General features: G+C 36.9%; 11 protein-coding genes. 6 read left to right on the top strand and 5 right to left on the bottom strand.

The genetic code is table 11. The annotated features are described in order from the left end of the window. Positions 1-49 precede the first annotated feature (49 nt). Positions 50-874 (bottom strand): ABC transporter ATP-binding protein, encoded by an 825-nt coding sequence (locus tag D9842_RS19795; RefSeq protein ID WP_121664014.1) that lies wholly within the window; start codon positions 872-874, stop codon positions 50-52. A 188-nt stretch (positions 875-1,062) separates the two neighbouring features. Here D9842_RS19795 and D9842_RS19790 point away from each other — a divergent pair, with 188 nt between their 5' ends. From D9842_RS19790 to D9842_RS19765, 6 genes are all read left to right on the top strand, one after another. Then, positions 1,063-2,112, top strand: a complete 1,050-nt coding sequence (locus D9842_RS19790; protein ID WP_121664013.1) for an NAD(P)/FAD-dependent oxidoreductase — start codon at positions 1,063-1,065, stop codon at positions 2,110-2,112. 125 nt (positions 2,113-2,237) lie between these two features. Beyond that, the gene (locus D9842_RS19785) at positions 2,238-3,077 is read left to right on the top strand and encodes an oxidoreductase (RefSeq protein ID WP_121664012.1); all 840 of its coding nucleotides are present in this window, start codon (positions 2,238-2,240) and stop codon (positions 3,075-3,077) included. A gap of 449 nt (positions 3,078-3,526) precedes the next feature. Then, positions 3,527-4,699 (top strand): ParM/StbA family protein, encoded by a 1,173-nt coding sequence (locus tag D9842_RS19780; RefSeq protein ID WP_121664011.1) that lies wholly within the window; start codon positions 3,527-3,529, stop codon positions 4,697-4,699. Between the two features lie 18 nt (positions 4,700-4,717). After that, a complete protein-coding gene (locus tag D9842_RS19775; protein WP_121664010.1) occupies positions 4,718-5,314 on the top strand; it encodes a hypothetical protein in 597 nt (198 codons plus the stop codon). Between the two features lie 570 nt (positions 5,315-5,884). Further along, a complete protein-coding gene (locus D9842_RS19770) occupies positions 5,885-7,627 on the top strand; it encodes an ABC transporter ATP-binding protein (RefSeq protein ID WP_121664009.1) in 1,743 nt (580 codons plus the stop codon). Next, positions 7,628-9,661 carry an ABC transporter ATP-binding protein gene (locus D9842_RS19765; RefSeq protein WP_121664008.1) on the top strand — a complete coding sequence of 678 codons (2,034 nt, stop codon included), beginning with the start codon at positions 7,628-7,630 and terminating at the stop codon, positions 9,659-9,661. 218 nt (positions 9,662-9,879) lie between these two features. Here D9842_RS19765 and D9842_RS19760 read toward each other — a convergent pair whose 3' ends face one another. From D9842_RS19760 to iadA, 4 genes are all read right to left on the bottom strand, one after another. Next, positions 9,880-10,593 (bottom strand): DUF421 domain-containing protein, encoded by a 714-nt coding sequence (locus D9842_RS19760; RefSeq protein WP_121664007.1) that lies wholly within the window; start codon positions 10,591-10,593, stop codon positions 9,880-9,882. Between the two features lie 122 nt (positions 10,594-10,715). Then, complete coding sequence (locus D9842_RS19755) at positions 10,716-11,969, bottom strand: MFS transporter (RefSeq protein ID WP_121664006.1); 1,254 nt, start codon at positions 11,967-11,969, stop codon at positions 10,716-10,718. 208 nt (positions 11,970-12,177) lie between these two features. Further along, positions 12,178-12,618 carry a GNAT family N-acetyltransferase gene (locus tag D9842_RS19750; protein ID WP_121664005.1) on the bottom strand — a complete coding sequence of 147 codons (441 nt, stop codon included), beginning with the start codon at positions 12,616-12,618 and terminating at the stop codon, positions 12,178-12,180. A gap of 100 nt (positions 12,619-12,718) precedes the next feature. Then, on the bottom strand, positions 12,719-13,888 hold the full coding sequence (gene iadA / locus D9842_RS19745) for a beta-aspartyl-peptidase (RefSeq protein WP_121664004.1): 1,170 nt from the start codon (positions 13,886-13,888) through the stop codon (positions 12,719-12,721). Between the last annotated feature and the right edge of the window lie 22 nt (positions 13,889-13,910).

The raw sequence follows: 13,910 nt of genomic DNA, 5'->3' as shown, positions 1-13,910 counted from the left end.
CCTCGAGACTAGTAAAGAAATTGAGTTGCTTGTTAGGAAGTAAATGCTACTAATAACTGGCAACAGCAGTTGGGTTCATAGCAGAAGAATTTTTTAATAAATTATAAGTCATACACATCGGTTTATTTGTTCGTGGATCTTTGCCAATTTCAGCATCAATGTTAAAAACATCCCTTAACACATCATGTGTGATAACTTCCTCACAATTACCGGCTTTAATGACCTGACCGTCCTTTAATGCGATGATACAGTCAGCAAAGCGTGCAGCTTGGTTTAAGTCATGCAAAACCATAACAATTGTGCGCTCTTGCTCTTTATTTAACTTTTGAAGAAGTTCTAATACTTCCAATTGGTGAGCCATATCTAAATATGTAGTTGGTTCATCTAAAAAGATGATGTCTGTTTCCTGAGCAAGGGCCATAGCAATCCACACACGCTGACGTTGCCCACCTGATAGCGCATCGACTGGTCGGAACTTAAAGTCAATCGTTCCTGTCACATCAAGTGCCCAATCAATGACTTCATAATCTTTCTTTGTTAAACGCCCAAAACCTTTTTGATAAGGAAAGCGTCCATAAGAAACAAGTTCACCAACTGTTAAACCGCTTGCACTTTCAGGTGTTTGGGGGAGAATGGCCATCTTCTTTGCAAGAAGCTTGGTGTTTTCCTTGGAAATATCTTCTCCATCTAATATGACAGTACCGGATTGATGCGGAATGATTCTTGTAATGGCTTTTAATAAAGTAGATTTTCCACAACCGTTTGAACCAATAATCGTTGTTATTTTCTTATCTGGAATTTCTACACTTAAATCTTTAACAATCAGTCGTTCACCATAGCCAATTTCTAAGTTATTTGTATATAGGCGAGCCATTATTAACCCTCCATTTATTCATTTTCAACTTACAAATGAAAATGATTCTCAATATCGTTAGTTTGATTCTATAATTCATATGTTCTAATGTCAATACAATAAACAATATTGTAAAAATTAACGAATCATAGTATAGTTAAATGAGAATGATAATCATTAATAGGAATTCAAGCTAAGGAGTGAATAGAATGGACTCACAGGAACTGTTTGATGTAACTGTTATTGGGGGAGGACCAGCAGGACTTTACTCAGCCTTTTATAGTGGATTAAGAGAAATGAAAACAAAAATCATTGAATTTCAGCCACACTTAGGCGGGAAAATTCATGTTTATCCGGAAAAGATGATCTGGGACGTTGGGGGACAAACTCCAATTCTTGGAGAAAAGTTAATTCAACAGCTTGTCCAGCAAGGTCTAACCTTTGACCCAACAGTTGTATTAAGTGAAAAAGTGGAGTCCATCTCACGTAATGAAGAAGGAATCTTTATTTTACATACATCTTCAGGGGAAAAGCATTATTCCAAAACAGTGATTGTTGCTGTTGGCAGTGGAATACTAAATCCTCAAAAGCTTGAAATTGAAGGTGCTGAAAAATTTGAGGTATCTAACTTACATTACACAGTAAAATCCTTAAAACGTTTTAAAAATAAAAAGGTCATTATATCTGGTGGAGGGAACTCAGCAATTGACTGGGCAAACGAATTAGAGCCAATAGCTGAAAAAGTAATCTTAACTTACCGAAAAGGGGAGTTAAACGGCCATGAAGCACAGGTTAGTCAACTAATGAATAGTAAAGCTGAATGCTATTTCCACACTTCGATAACGAAATTAGTTGCTGGTGCAAATCATGAAGAAATTGAAAGCGTTGAACTAACAAATCATCAAACAGGAGAAGTGACGTATCTCCCGATCGATGAAGTGGTAATTAATCATGGATATGAACGAGATTCATCACTGCTTCAAAATAGTGATGTGCAAATTTCATTGAAAGATCAATTTTATATATCAGGTAATGCAACTAGTGAATCTTCAATAGAAGGAATTTATGCGGCCGGTGATATTTTAGCCCATGATGGAAAGCTTCACTTAATTGCGGGTGCCTTTCAAGATGCTGCAAATGCTGTAAACAAAGCAAAGCAATATATTCAGCCTGAGGCTACAAAAGTAGGAATGGTATCATCTCATAATGAAGTGTTTAAAGATCGTAATCGTGAATTAGTTAAAAGAATGATAAATTAAATAGTCTGCTTTTTAAGGAAGAAGTCCTGCGAGCTTACGTAGGACTTCTTTTTATTATTAATATTGAAGAAATGTAACAGATATAATGGAAATAATAGATACATAACAAGGGCAGGGGAGAACTTATGATAAAGAAAATAGCTGTTGTTACAGGGGCTTCAAGCGGGTTTGGAATGTTAACAGCATTAGAGTTAGCGAAAAATGGATTTGAAGTTATTGCTACAATGCGTGATAAAAAAAGGAGCATAACTCTTCTAAGAGAGGCTAAAAGCTCTGGAATAACGAACAGGATAACCATTCATGAATTAGATGTAACCTCTGCAGAATCAGTTAATCAATTCAAGGACTTAGTGGGAAGGGTAGGACAAGTTGATGTATTGGTTAACAACGCAGGTTTTGCAGGAGCTGGCTTTGTAGAGGAAATCCCAATTGATGAGTATCGTAGTCAATTTGAAACAAATGTATTTGGTGCAATAGCTGTCACACAAGCTGTACTTCCAATAATGAGGAAGAAGTCCAAAGGAAAAATAATTAATGTTAGCAGCATTAGTGGAAGAGTTGGCTTTCCTGGTTTATCGCCGTATGTTTCTTCAAAGTATGCGTTAGAAGGGTGGAGTGAATCTCTCCGTTTAGAAGTGAAGTCCTTTGGTATAGATGTTATATTAGTGGAGCCAGGCTCATTCCAAACAAATATATGGACGTCGGGAAAGAAGGTAACAGAGAACTCTCTCAAAAAAGAGTCACCTTATTATGAAATGATGCGTAAGCTTGAAGATCATATTGAAAGTGGATCAAGTAAGTTTGAAGACCCAAAGGACGTAGCAAGGCTAATCACAGCCATTGCATTAAAGAAGAAAACAACCTTGCGTTATGCAATCGGAAGAGGGGTTAAGATAACGATTCTATTTAAAATGCTGGTGCCGTGGACGATATTCGAAAAAATCGTATTAAGAAGGTTAAGGTAGGGATCAAGCTTAAGCTTGATCTTATTTGTTGTTATTTTTCTTAAATCTATTAATTTAAAAAGAAATCTACTAAAAAATAAAAAAATGTTTCTCCAATAACCTACATTTTTCTATAAAAACTGAGGTAGAAACAAACGTTCAACTAGGTCAAAAGGGTTAGAAGATTCTGTCGAAATAGACCAGAATTCCACAGTATACGTCACTGTATACATGTATACATATTGTGTACGTGGTGTTTACAATAGTGTTTACATGTGTACAAATACGTATACACCGCGTCATATAGGTATGTATACAATTTTGTTACAAATGTAGACAAAATTGTGTACATGTATTCAAATTGAACACAACGAAAGTAATATTGACGCTTGTCTCCCCTACCCTTTACCCTTGAGTTACTAGATTCACTGATTTAGTAACTCATGAATGAAATAGAGAGGGATGGTTAGATGAGTAAAACTAGAATTACAGCAGTTGATGTTGGAAATGATTGTGTGAAGGCACTTTTTGGAAAAGTAGATTACGAATTATATATCCCTAATGTTATTGCAAGAGACACCGAGGACCGACCAGTCATCGGTATAGAAGAATTAAATGATAAAGATCCATTAGATGGTATTCATGTAAGAGTTCACTCCCCTGCCCTGAAGGATAACAATGCAATCTATCGAGTTGGTAACCTCGCAACAAAAAGTGATAACCCTAGTGAGCTAGATCCTGGTAGTACAAAATCAGAAGAAGATCAGACACTTGTTATGCTTTTTACTACCCTTGCATTAGATGCCGTTCGAGAAGAAAACTCGTCTATTTTCAAAAAAACCAATAATGTTATTGATGCAAATTATACGTTAGGAACAGGTTTACCACTTCGTGAAGTTAAGGAAGGCAAAGACGTTGGCTATCGCTCACAGCTTCTCGGATCTGTTCATCAAGTTGAATTTTTAGTGACTCCTAAATATCAAGGTTTAAAAGTAAATATTAAGTTTGACGAAGTGAAGGTGTATCCAGAAGGATTTGCTGCATTTATTAATCTAGTTATGGACAAAGATTTAAAGATTATCAATCGTGATTTAATTGATAAGCAAATATTAATTCAAGATATTGGCGGCTTATCAACGGATATTGCTGTCATTAAAAATCGTAATGTTGATGATGACAAAGCGCAGGGCTTTAATCTTGGTGTTTCAGAGTCATTAGAAGCTATTAGAGAAGAAATCCGAAAAAAGCATGGTGTTGAACTCGACAGCCGCCGAGATGTGGTTGATATTATTACACGTAAAAATGACCGTCACCACATCATGGTAAAGGGTAGTCGGACAAACGTACATGATATCACCGACCGCATTCTTCTAGAGCTTGCTAAGAAACAGTACCGTCATCTACGAAACGTATGGCAAAAAAATTCACAAACAGAAATCTGCTATTTTGTTGGTGGAGGTGCCATTGTTCTAAAAGACTATATTAAGATGTTAAATAATAGTTTAGATGGCTATAATATTGAGTTTTTTGAAGATGAAAACGAAAGTATTTGGATGATGGCAAATGCTTATTATAAATTAGTTTCCGATTTTGTCAGAAAAACTAGCGAGCCTCCGAAAAAGAATGAAAAACAAACAGTCTAATTAAAATTGGGTGGTTATATGAATAAAAAGGGCACACCAACCATAAAAAGGGGACAGGCTATTACCTTTCGCCTTCCCTCTGATACCCCTGATCATTTAGTAAGACAACTGGACAAACTTAAACAAACGGAGAAAAGAAACTTTTCTAGTACAATTGCTGATTTTGTATTAGAAGGAGTGGGCAGCTCATTAAAAAAAGAGAAAGAAATGATTACACTTCCTCTGCCAAAGCAATTATCAAAAGATCAACGAAATTGGCTAAAGCACTCTCATTCAGAGGCACTAATGGGAAGTATTGTTTATCAACTATTATCTGATCCAGTCAGAGCAACATCTATATTAGCTTCGTTAACGAGTAATTCCTTGGATATAGATGAAGCTTTGTATTTACAGGAAGTTGAAAATGCCCCGATGGATGTAGAGGTGGAACATTTCTCTGTTAATCAGGTAGAGAATGAAGAAGAAGAGAGTATAGCAGTAAATGCACTTGAAGATGATATTGCTGATTTTGATATCTTTCCTACAGAAAATGAAGTTGCTGCTACGATAGAGGATGAATCAAAGGAAGATTTAAGTGATCTTTTAGGTGACTTTTTGGCGAGTATGAATAAATAAATTTCTCTGTTAGCTGTCTACTTTAACGCTGCCCAGGGTTGGGCAACCTTCTTACAAGGTGCGCACAGTGCTTTTCTAAGATTAAAGTTGATAATTAGTCATAATTGTTTAAGGAATTAGCATATAACTGAACAGGAAAATAATTTCAGAAAAACGTTGACAGTACGATTTGAAAAAACATACAATAAAAAAGAATAAATTTACAAAAATTGGAGGGTTACAAAATGGAAATTGTAAGAGTGCGATACTATAGCAAAATTTCATATTGTAAGGTGACCCGCCATACCTTTCTTTAAAATGAATTAACACTTAACTTACTTTTCTACGCAGGTCATCACTATTGTGACGTGCGTTTTTATATTGTCTTTTTTCGGGCATTATGCACTTTACACATGCATAATGCCTTTTTCTGTTTATTCCGGGTATTGTATCTGCCCGTTTATATAGATATTTTTTACAAATGAAAGGAGTTTTGAGCATGTTAAAACAACAGGTGGTTCGTATTTATTTAGATTGGATGGAAGGTGGCTAACTGAAGACATTTTATTTGATATCAAAGGAGGGATATGAATGTTCTCAGTACTAGGAAAATTAAGCTGGTTTTTTTATAAATATTGGAAACGATACACAGTAGCCATTTCACTACTGATCTTCGTTAGTATTTTAGATGTTATTCCACCAAAGATAATTGGAATAGCCATTGATGATATTCAGTTTGGTCAGATGACTGCTGAACGGTTACGTGAGCTTCTGTTTTTCTTTATTGCGCTCATCATTGTCAGCTATGCGATAACTTACGTATGGATGTATCAATTGTTTGGCGGAGCACATTTAATTGAACGGATTTTAAGATACCGTTTTATGAAACACTTGCTTGCGATGACACCGAGATTTTTTGAAAAAAATCGTACCGGTGATTTAATGGCACGAGCAACAAATGACTTAAAAGCTATTTCGTTAACAGCAGGGTTTGGTATTTTAACCTTGGTCGATTCAACCGTGTTTATGATTATCATTGTTTTTGTTATGGGATTTACGATTAGCTGGAAGCTTACACTAGCTGCACTTATCCCACTACCGTTAATGGCTATCGCTATCAACTATTTTGGGAAGCTCATTCACGAACGTTTTACTGTTGCTCAGGATGCCTTTGGAAATTTGAATGACAATGTTCTGGAATCAATAGCAGGAGTGCGAGTTATTCGCGCTTATGTACAAGAAAAAGCAGATGAAGAGCGGTTTAATGAAATGACAGAGGATGTGTATGAGAAAAATATCGCTGTCGCAAAGGTTGATGCCCTGTTTGAACCAACCATTAAAATACTTGTTGGATTGAGCTATGTTATTGGCTTGGGCTATGGTGCATATCTTGTGTTCAACCAGTTGATTACTCTAGGAGAATTAGTTAGCTTTAACATTTACCTTGGAATGTTAATTTGGCCAATGTTTGCTGTTGGAGAACTAATCAATATTCTACAGCGTGGAAACGCTTCATTAGACCGGGTAAATGAGACTCTAGCCTACGAAGAAGACGTTAAGGATGTAAATAGTCCTAAGCATGTAACCATACCAGGAAATATTGAGTTTGCCAATGTGACTTTCCGTTATCCGACCTCAACAACAGACAATTTAAAAAACATTCATTTGCAGGTGAAAAGAGGAGCTACAATCGGTGTTGTTGGTAAAACGGGGTCTGGAAAAACAACATTACTCAAGCAATTGCTAAGAGAGTATCCATTAGGTGAAGGGAAACTTCTCGTTTCAGGTCAACCAATTGAAGAGATTCTAATTGATGACATTCACTCATGGGTAGGCTATGTGCCACAGGAACAAATTTTATTTTCTAGAACAATCCGTGAAAATCTTAAGTTTGGAAAAGAAAATGTTAGTGAAGATGAAATTAAGTCCGCATTGAATTCAGCAGCCTTTGATTTGTCTATTCTCCCAAAAGGCCTAGACACTCTTGTAGGAGAGAAAGGTGTAGCCCTATCAGGTGGGCAAAAACAGCGCATCTCAATTGCACGGGCACTAATAAAGGATCCTGAAATTCTTTTATTAGATGATTCCATGTCGGCGGTTGATGGAAAAACAGAAGCAAAGATTATTGAAAACATTCGTCATGAACGAGCTGGAAAAACAACATTCATTACTGCCCATCGTTTATCGGCTGTCCAGCATGCAGATTGGATTATCGTGATGGACGAAGGAAAAATAGTTGAAGAGGGAACACATGAACAGTTAATTCAGCTGGGAAAATGGTACAAAGAACAATATGATCGCCAACAAGCAGATTCATATGGGGAGGTGAGCTAAATGAAGAATCCCTCAACTGGAAAACGCCTAGTTCAATATGCACTTCACTATAAACGAACAATCTTTATTGCGCTTGCTATGCTAACCTTTGCAGTAGCAGCAGAGTTAACAGGACCGTTTATAGCAAAAAGAATGATTGACCACCACATGATGGGGATTGAAAAGCCGTGGGTAGAGGTTTTAGAGGTAGATGAACAATCCGTTGCCTATCAAGGGAAATATTATAGAAAGAGTACAGATATAGCATCAGATCAATCAGTCGGTAAAGATCAAATACAGGTTGTGCAGGTTGGGCCCTCCTTCTATGTAACAGATGAGCATGTAACATTTGATGGAAAGAGGTCTATTAATAACCAAATATTAACAATTAGTAATGGAGATGAAACTGCCAACTATCCTGTAAATAAACTAACGAGAGAAGAGCTGTTAGCATTTTATCAGCCTGAAATTAAACCGATTGTTTTTCTTCTAAGCGTTTATGTAGGGTTGCTCTTGGTTGCAGCTTTCTTTCAATATGGTAAATCCTTATTGCTACAAAAGGCAGCCAACCGTATTATCCAAAAAATGAGAACAGATGTATTTGAGCATATTCAAAGAGTACCACTTTCATATTTCGACAATCGTCCCGCCGGGAAAATTGTTTCACGTGTAACAAACGACACAGAGGCGATCAGGGAATTATATGTGAAAGTATTAGCGAGTTTTTTCACAAGTGGGATTTATATGACAGGAATTTTAATCGCTTTGTTTTTCTTAGACGTCAAGCTGGCACTGATTACTTTGCTTGTTGTACCGATTTTGTTTATCTGGACGGTTCTTTACCGTAAAGTAGCTTCTAACTATAATCATTTAATTCGTACTCGTGTTAGTGATATAAATGGAGTGGTAAATGAGTCGATACAAGGTATGACGATTATTCGGGCATTTCGTCGAAAAAAGCAAACAATTGACGAATTTGAGGTGCTGAATAAAGAGCATTTTACGTATCAAAATAAATTACTAAGTTTAAATGCTTTAACTTCCCATAACCTAGTAAATGTGCTCAGAAATGCCACCTTTGTTGCCTTAATCTGGTATTTCGGAGGGCAATCACTAACAGCAACAGGTATCATCTCAATTGGTGTTTTGTATGCATTTGTAGATTATTTAAATCGATTGTTCCAGCCCGTAACGGATATTGTCAATCAGCTGGCACAGTTGGAACAGGCACGTGTTGCATCGGAGCGTGTATTTGAACTACTCGATGAAGAAGGGGAAGTAGTGGACACAGAGATCCTGCCTAGATTTCAAGGAAATGTTACATTTGAAAATGTATCATTCTCGTATGATAGTGAGAATGATGTATTAAAAAATATCTCCTTTGAAGCAAGAAAAGGAGAGACAGTTGCACTAGTTGGTCACACAGGCTCTGGGAAAAGCTCCATTATCAACCTGTTATTCCGATATTACGATATCAACCGCGGAAAAATAACGATAGATTCTATGGATACAAGCCAAATTCCACGTCAACAGCTGCGGAAGCACATGGGCATTGTGTTACAGGATCCGTTTCTGTTTACAGGTACAATCGAATCAAATGTTAGCCTTGGAAATGCTGAAATTCCTAAAGAACGTGTAAGAAAAGCTCTGAGAGATGTAGGTGCAGAGCGATTTATTAAACAGCTACCTCAACAATTTGAAGAGCCAGTTTTAGAAAAGGGAAGCACGTTATCAGCAGGAGAACGACAGCTCATTTCCTTTGCCCGGGCTTTAGCATATGACCCAGCGATTTTAATACTAGATGAAGCAACAGCTAATATTGATACAGAAACTGAAGCAATGATTCAACAAGCATTAAATGTGGTAAAGGAAGGACGAACTACATTTATCATTGCGCACCGATTATCCACGATTCGAAATGCAGATCATATTTTAGTGTTAGATCATGGTGAAATTGTTGAAAGAGGAAGTCATGAGGAACTCCTAGAGCAAAGAGGAAAGTATTATAAAATGCATCAATTACAGCTAGGAAAAGAAGTTTCAAACGTAGGCTAGAGAGAGCGCAAAGCGTGTTTAACCTCCTATTTTCCGGGGAATATAGTAAGTAATAGGAGGTTAACAATGAAAAAATTCGTGAAGAATCTAGTAAAGTGGGCTCCTATCATTTATCCAATTGTAAAGAAAATCGTTCGTAACAGAAAAACTAAAAGAGTGTAAAAAGAAAAAGATGAAAGGTCGGAATAATTATCCAACCTTTCATCTTTTACTCTTATCTAATGATACAGGGGAGGGAGCCTTTCACTTTTCTCATCATTGAATGAAATAGATAAATCAAGGTTTCGGTTAAGCGAAATATAAAAGATATTCTCGTAATTAATAATACCCTTGTGTGCTAATTGCTGTTTTAACCACGTTTCGTCTACTTGAAAATAACGCAGTGTGTTTTCATAAATTTGTCCCTCCATCATAACTGGAAAGGAAATGGAGGGGCTAGAGCTATAGATTTTCATATCTTCTCTAGTTACCATTTGTTTTTCAGCTTTTTTTAACACACTCAGCGCTCCATTAGCTTCAATGATTGCCAAATCAACATCTTCTAAATCAAAGGCATTTTTTTCTCTTAACATTTGAAGAACATTATCTATTGAGTAATGAATGCGACTAATATTTTCTATCAGTAACTTTCCATTCTGAACAACGAGTGTAGGCTCAAAGGTTATAAGCTTTCCAAACTTTCGATTTTTAATTTTCCACCTGGCAACAAGTCTCTGAAACAGTCCAATGATAACAACTGTAAAAGCAGTCGGGAGGTGTTTGATGTTAGGATCTGCAATATCTGCACCAACAACAGCACCTAAAGTAAGAATAATGAGAAAATCGAAAACTGGGAGTTCCCCAATTGCACGCTTACCCATGAAAATGGTGATAAAAAGCAACAAAGGTAGAATCGTGACAATACGTCCTAGGACAATAAGTAAGTCCTTCATTAAGTCCTCCAACCTTTTCACCCCTTTTCATATTAATAGCCAAAGGGTAGCCAAAAGCATTGGATAAAATACGCTGAAAAGAAAAAGAGACGATAGAAATCGTCTCAAAAAAGTACTTATACTTATGCCTTATTTGGCTCAGGCACTTTTATTAAAATAAGAATACCGATGATAAACAAGATGACCAAACTAAATACACCACTGCTTGAATTTCCTGTTACCTGTGCAGTTACTCCTACAAGCAATGGTCCCATAATGCTAGCGAATTTTCCAAAGATATTATAAAAACCAAAAAACTCATTTGCCTTCTCTTTTGGGATAAGCTTAGCATAATAGGAGCGGCTCAATGCTTGAATCCCTCCTTGTGAAGTGGCAACAAGCATGGCTAGAATCCAAAAATCCAATGTCGAATCAAGAAAATAAGCATAAATACAAACACCCATATAGATGACGATTCCAACATAGAGCATTTTTTTACCGGTAAAGCGTTCAGATAATCTACCGTATAGAATAGCAAATGGAGCAGCCACAACTTGCGTAATAAAGAGAATAATCAGTAAGCTTGTTGAATTAATACCTAGGTCAGTCCCGTATGCCGTTGACATCGTAATGATGGTTCCAACTCCATCTATATAGAAAAAATAGGCTAGCAAAAATAGAAACAAAGCACGATGTTTTTGAACTTCTTTTAGTGTTTTAAATAATCGTTTAAAGCTGTTAAATACCGGGTTTGCCTCACGCTCAATATAATAACGCTGCTGGACATTTTTGAAGAGTGGAATGGTAAAAAGCCCCCACCAAACCGCGGTTATGATAAATGCGGTCTTACTAGCTGCTGTTGTAGAAAGTGGAATAAGTTCACTTTGTGCTAAAACAATAATGGCAATGCTGATAATAAAAGGTATGGTACTTCCGATATAGCCAAGTCCAAATCCACGGGCAGAGATACGATTCATTCGTTCCTCTGTTGTGACATCTACCAAAAAGGCATCATAGAAAATGTTTGTCCCAGAGAAGCCAATTGCAGCCAATGTATAGCAAGCTAGCAAAAGAAGCCATTGCTCAGAGGGGATAAAGGCGAGTAGTGCGGTAAATCCCATTCCTAACGTAAAGAAGAAGGAAAAAAATCTCTTTTTGTAGCCCTGATAGTCAGCAATTGTTCCTAATATAGGTCCAAGCATAGCCAATATAAAGGTTGCGATTGAGATTGTATAACCTAAATAAGCAGTAGAATTTGCGGCACTCACTCCCGCGTTTGTTGCAGCCGCCTTATAATATATTGGAAAAACGGCTGTGGAGATAATAATAGAATAAGCAGAGCTTGCCCAATCATAAAATATCCAACTATTTTCTTCTTTAGTAAAGCGCTTCATCAGTTTGCCTCCCTAGTAGACTTTCCCTTCTATTCTACAAGAATTTTAAAAAGAAGGATGGTTGTTACTAAAATTTTACATTGAGTTAATAAAGCATTAACAATATCAATGCATGATATTCAGATGGAGGGAGAAGAAGATTGGTGTTAGCGTTTACATATATGTATGCGAATACAAGTATAAAAAAACCAGATGAAGATGGAAAATCCTTTTAATTGATATCCATCTCCATAATGGAAGAAATCTCTTTAAAGCCTAGCCTTTTATACAATGATTTGGCGGGATTACCTGTAAATACATTTAGCTGTACTTTGTGATATCCTTCAGACTTTAACTCTTGCATGGCTTTATTCATAAGCTGCTTGCCTATTCCGGCTTTTCGATATTGTGGAAATACATAAAGAGCAATAATGCTGCCTGTTTTTCGAGCATTTATTGGATTAAAATCAGGGCCTAGTAAAACCCAACCTGCTATTGTCTGTTTATCAAGTGCAATAAGGTAATAAGCACCACTATTTAATAAAGGTACGAACATATTCATTCCCGTATGAAAATCATTTTTAACAGTCCCCATTGAGCTTTCATTCATTGTATTAATTGTCATATGAAGAAGGGAATTTGTTTCATTTTGCGTAGCTTTTCTAATCTTCATGAAAACACCTCATAGGTTATGGTCTGCAACAGTATATGAGGGATTTACGGACGTTGTGAAAGGAAAATAAAAAGCCCCGAAAATCGAGGCTTTATAATCACTATTCGAATGTCCCCTTCACAAGTGCTTTTCCTTCTGATACCATATGCTGCCCTTTAGCCCATACAGATTGAATGGAAAGATCATGATCTAATAGCACAATATCTGCATCTTTCCCAGGCTTTAGTTCGCCTTTTTGCTGTAACTTTAAAATTGTAGCAGGATTGCTAGTAATGACCTTTAAGGCTGTTTGCAATGGTATTTGTTCCTGGTGAACAGCATCTTTTACAGCTTGAAAGAGTGTATTGACCTTGCCAATCTTTAAGCCGACCATCTCACCATCCTCATTAAAGTCAGGAAGGCTTGCTTGCCCGTCTGAGGTGAAGGTAATTTGTTCAATCGGTACATTGGCATCTAACATTCTTTTTAAGCCTTGGCTACAGGAAACCTCACCTTCAGCAAGAAACTTAGGAATTGTACTTGTTGTGAAATCAACCCAGCCGCCTTTCTTTGCATAAGAAATTCCTGCTTCAAAAAGATGCGGATTTCGGTTGATATGGGTTGGATAAAATTGGCGAATTGGAAGGTCTGTTGTCTCGAGGACCTTTAGAATAAGATCAAGATGATCCTTACTATCACCAACATGAATATTAACAATGCCTGCTTTTCCAGAAAGCATCCCACCAATTCGGGCCGCAGATGCGAGCTTCGCCATTTCTTCTACAGTCGGCTGTGAGGATCTGTGATCACTAATCGCAATTTCTCCAACACCGATGATTCTATCAATTAAGATAAGGTCGTCTTCAATTCTTCCAGTTAGTGTTTTAACAGGAACCTGATAGGAGCCAGTATGCACATAACAAGTGATACCTTCTTCTTCAAGAGCACGTGCTTTAGCTATTAAATTAGGCATTGTTCTTGTTGTGCCATCAGTGCCAATCACACCAATAATGGTAGTAATACCTGATAAAGTAGCATTTGTTAAATGCAGTTCAGGAGTGCGGGTTTTATAACTTCCTTCGCCACCACCGCCTGTAATGTGAACATGTGAATCAATAAAGCCTGGTACAACTTTCATTCCGGACGCATCAACTACGTTTATATCGACAAAATCAGTAGGTAATGAAATATGGTCCTCAATGAATCCAATTTTTTCATCTACGAGGAGAAGATCCTTTTTTCCTATATAAGTTGGAGTATACACTTCTCCATTTTTAATAAGTGTAAGCATTGGGGGCATCCCTTTCATCTTA

Origin of the sequence: Metabacillus litoralis, from assembly GCF_003667825.1 — a bacterium.
Classification (GTDB): domain Bacteria; phylum Bacillota; class Bacilli; order Bacillales; family Bacillaceae; genus Metabacillus; species Metabacillus litoralis_B.
The sequence above is the reverse complement of the archived record's forward strand: the minus strand, read 5'-3'. Positions and strand labels throughout refer to the sequence as shown.

What these genes read in the sequence shown, in the direction of transcription:
- D9842_RS19795 (WP_121664014.1), bottom strand. Translation starts at nt 874, where the DNA reads ATGGCTCGCCTATATACAAATAACTTAGAAATTGGCTATGGTGAACGA.
- D9842_RS19790 (WP_121664013.1), top strand. Translation starts at nt 1,063, where the DNA reads ATGGACTCACAGGAACTGTTTGATGTAACTGTTATTGGGGGAGGACCA.
- D9842_RS19785 (WP_121664012.1), top strand. Translation starts at nt 2,238, where the DNA reads ATGATAAAGAAAATAGCTGTTGTTACAGGGGCTTCAAGCGGGTTTGGA.
- D9842_RS19780 (WP_121664011.1), top strand. Translation starts at nt 3,527, where the DNA reads ATGAGTAAAACTAGAATTACAGCAGTTGATGTTGGAAATGATTGTGTG.
- D9842_RS19775 (WP_121664010.1), top strand. Translation starts at nt 4,718, where the DNA reads ATGAATAAAAAGGGCACACCAACCATAAAAAGGGGACAGGCTATTACC.
- D9842_RS19770 (WP_121664009.1), top strand. Translation starts at nt 5,885, where the DNA reads ATGTTCTCAGTACTAGGAAAATTAAGCTGGTTTTTTTATAAATATTGG.
- D9842_RS19765 (WP_121664008.1), top strand. Translation starts at nt 7,628, where the DNA reads ATGAAGAATCCCTCAACTGGAAAACGCCTAGTTCAATATGCACTTCAC.
- D9842_RS19760 (WP_121664007.1), bottom strand. Translation starts at nt 10,593, where the DNA reads ATGAAGGACTTACTTATTGTCCTAGGACGTATTGTCACGATTCTACCT.
- D9842_RS19750 (WP_121664005.1), bottom strand. Translation starts at nt 12,618, where the DNA reads ATGAAGATTAGAAAAGCTACGCAAAATGAAACAAATTCCCTTCTTCAT.
- iadA (WP_121664004.1), bottom strand. Translation starts at nt 13,888, where the DNA reads ATGCTTACACTTATTAAAAATGGAGAAGTGTATACTCCAACTTATATA.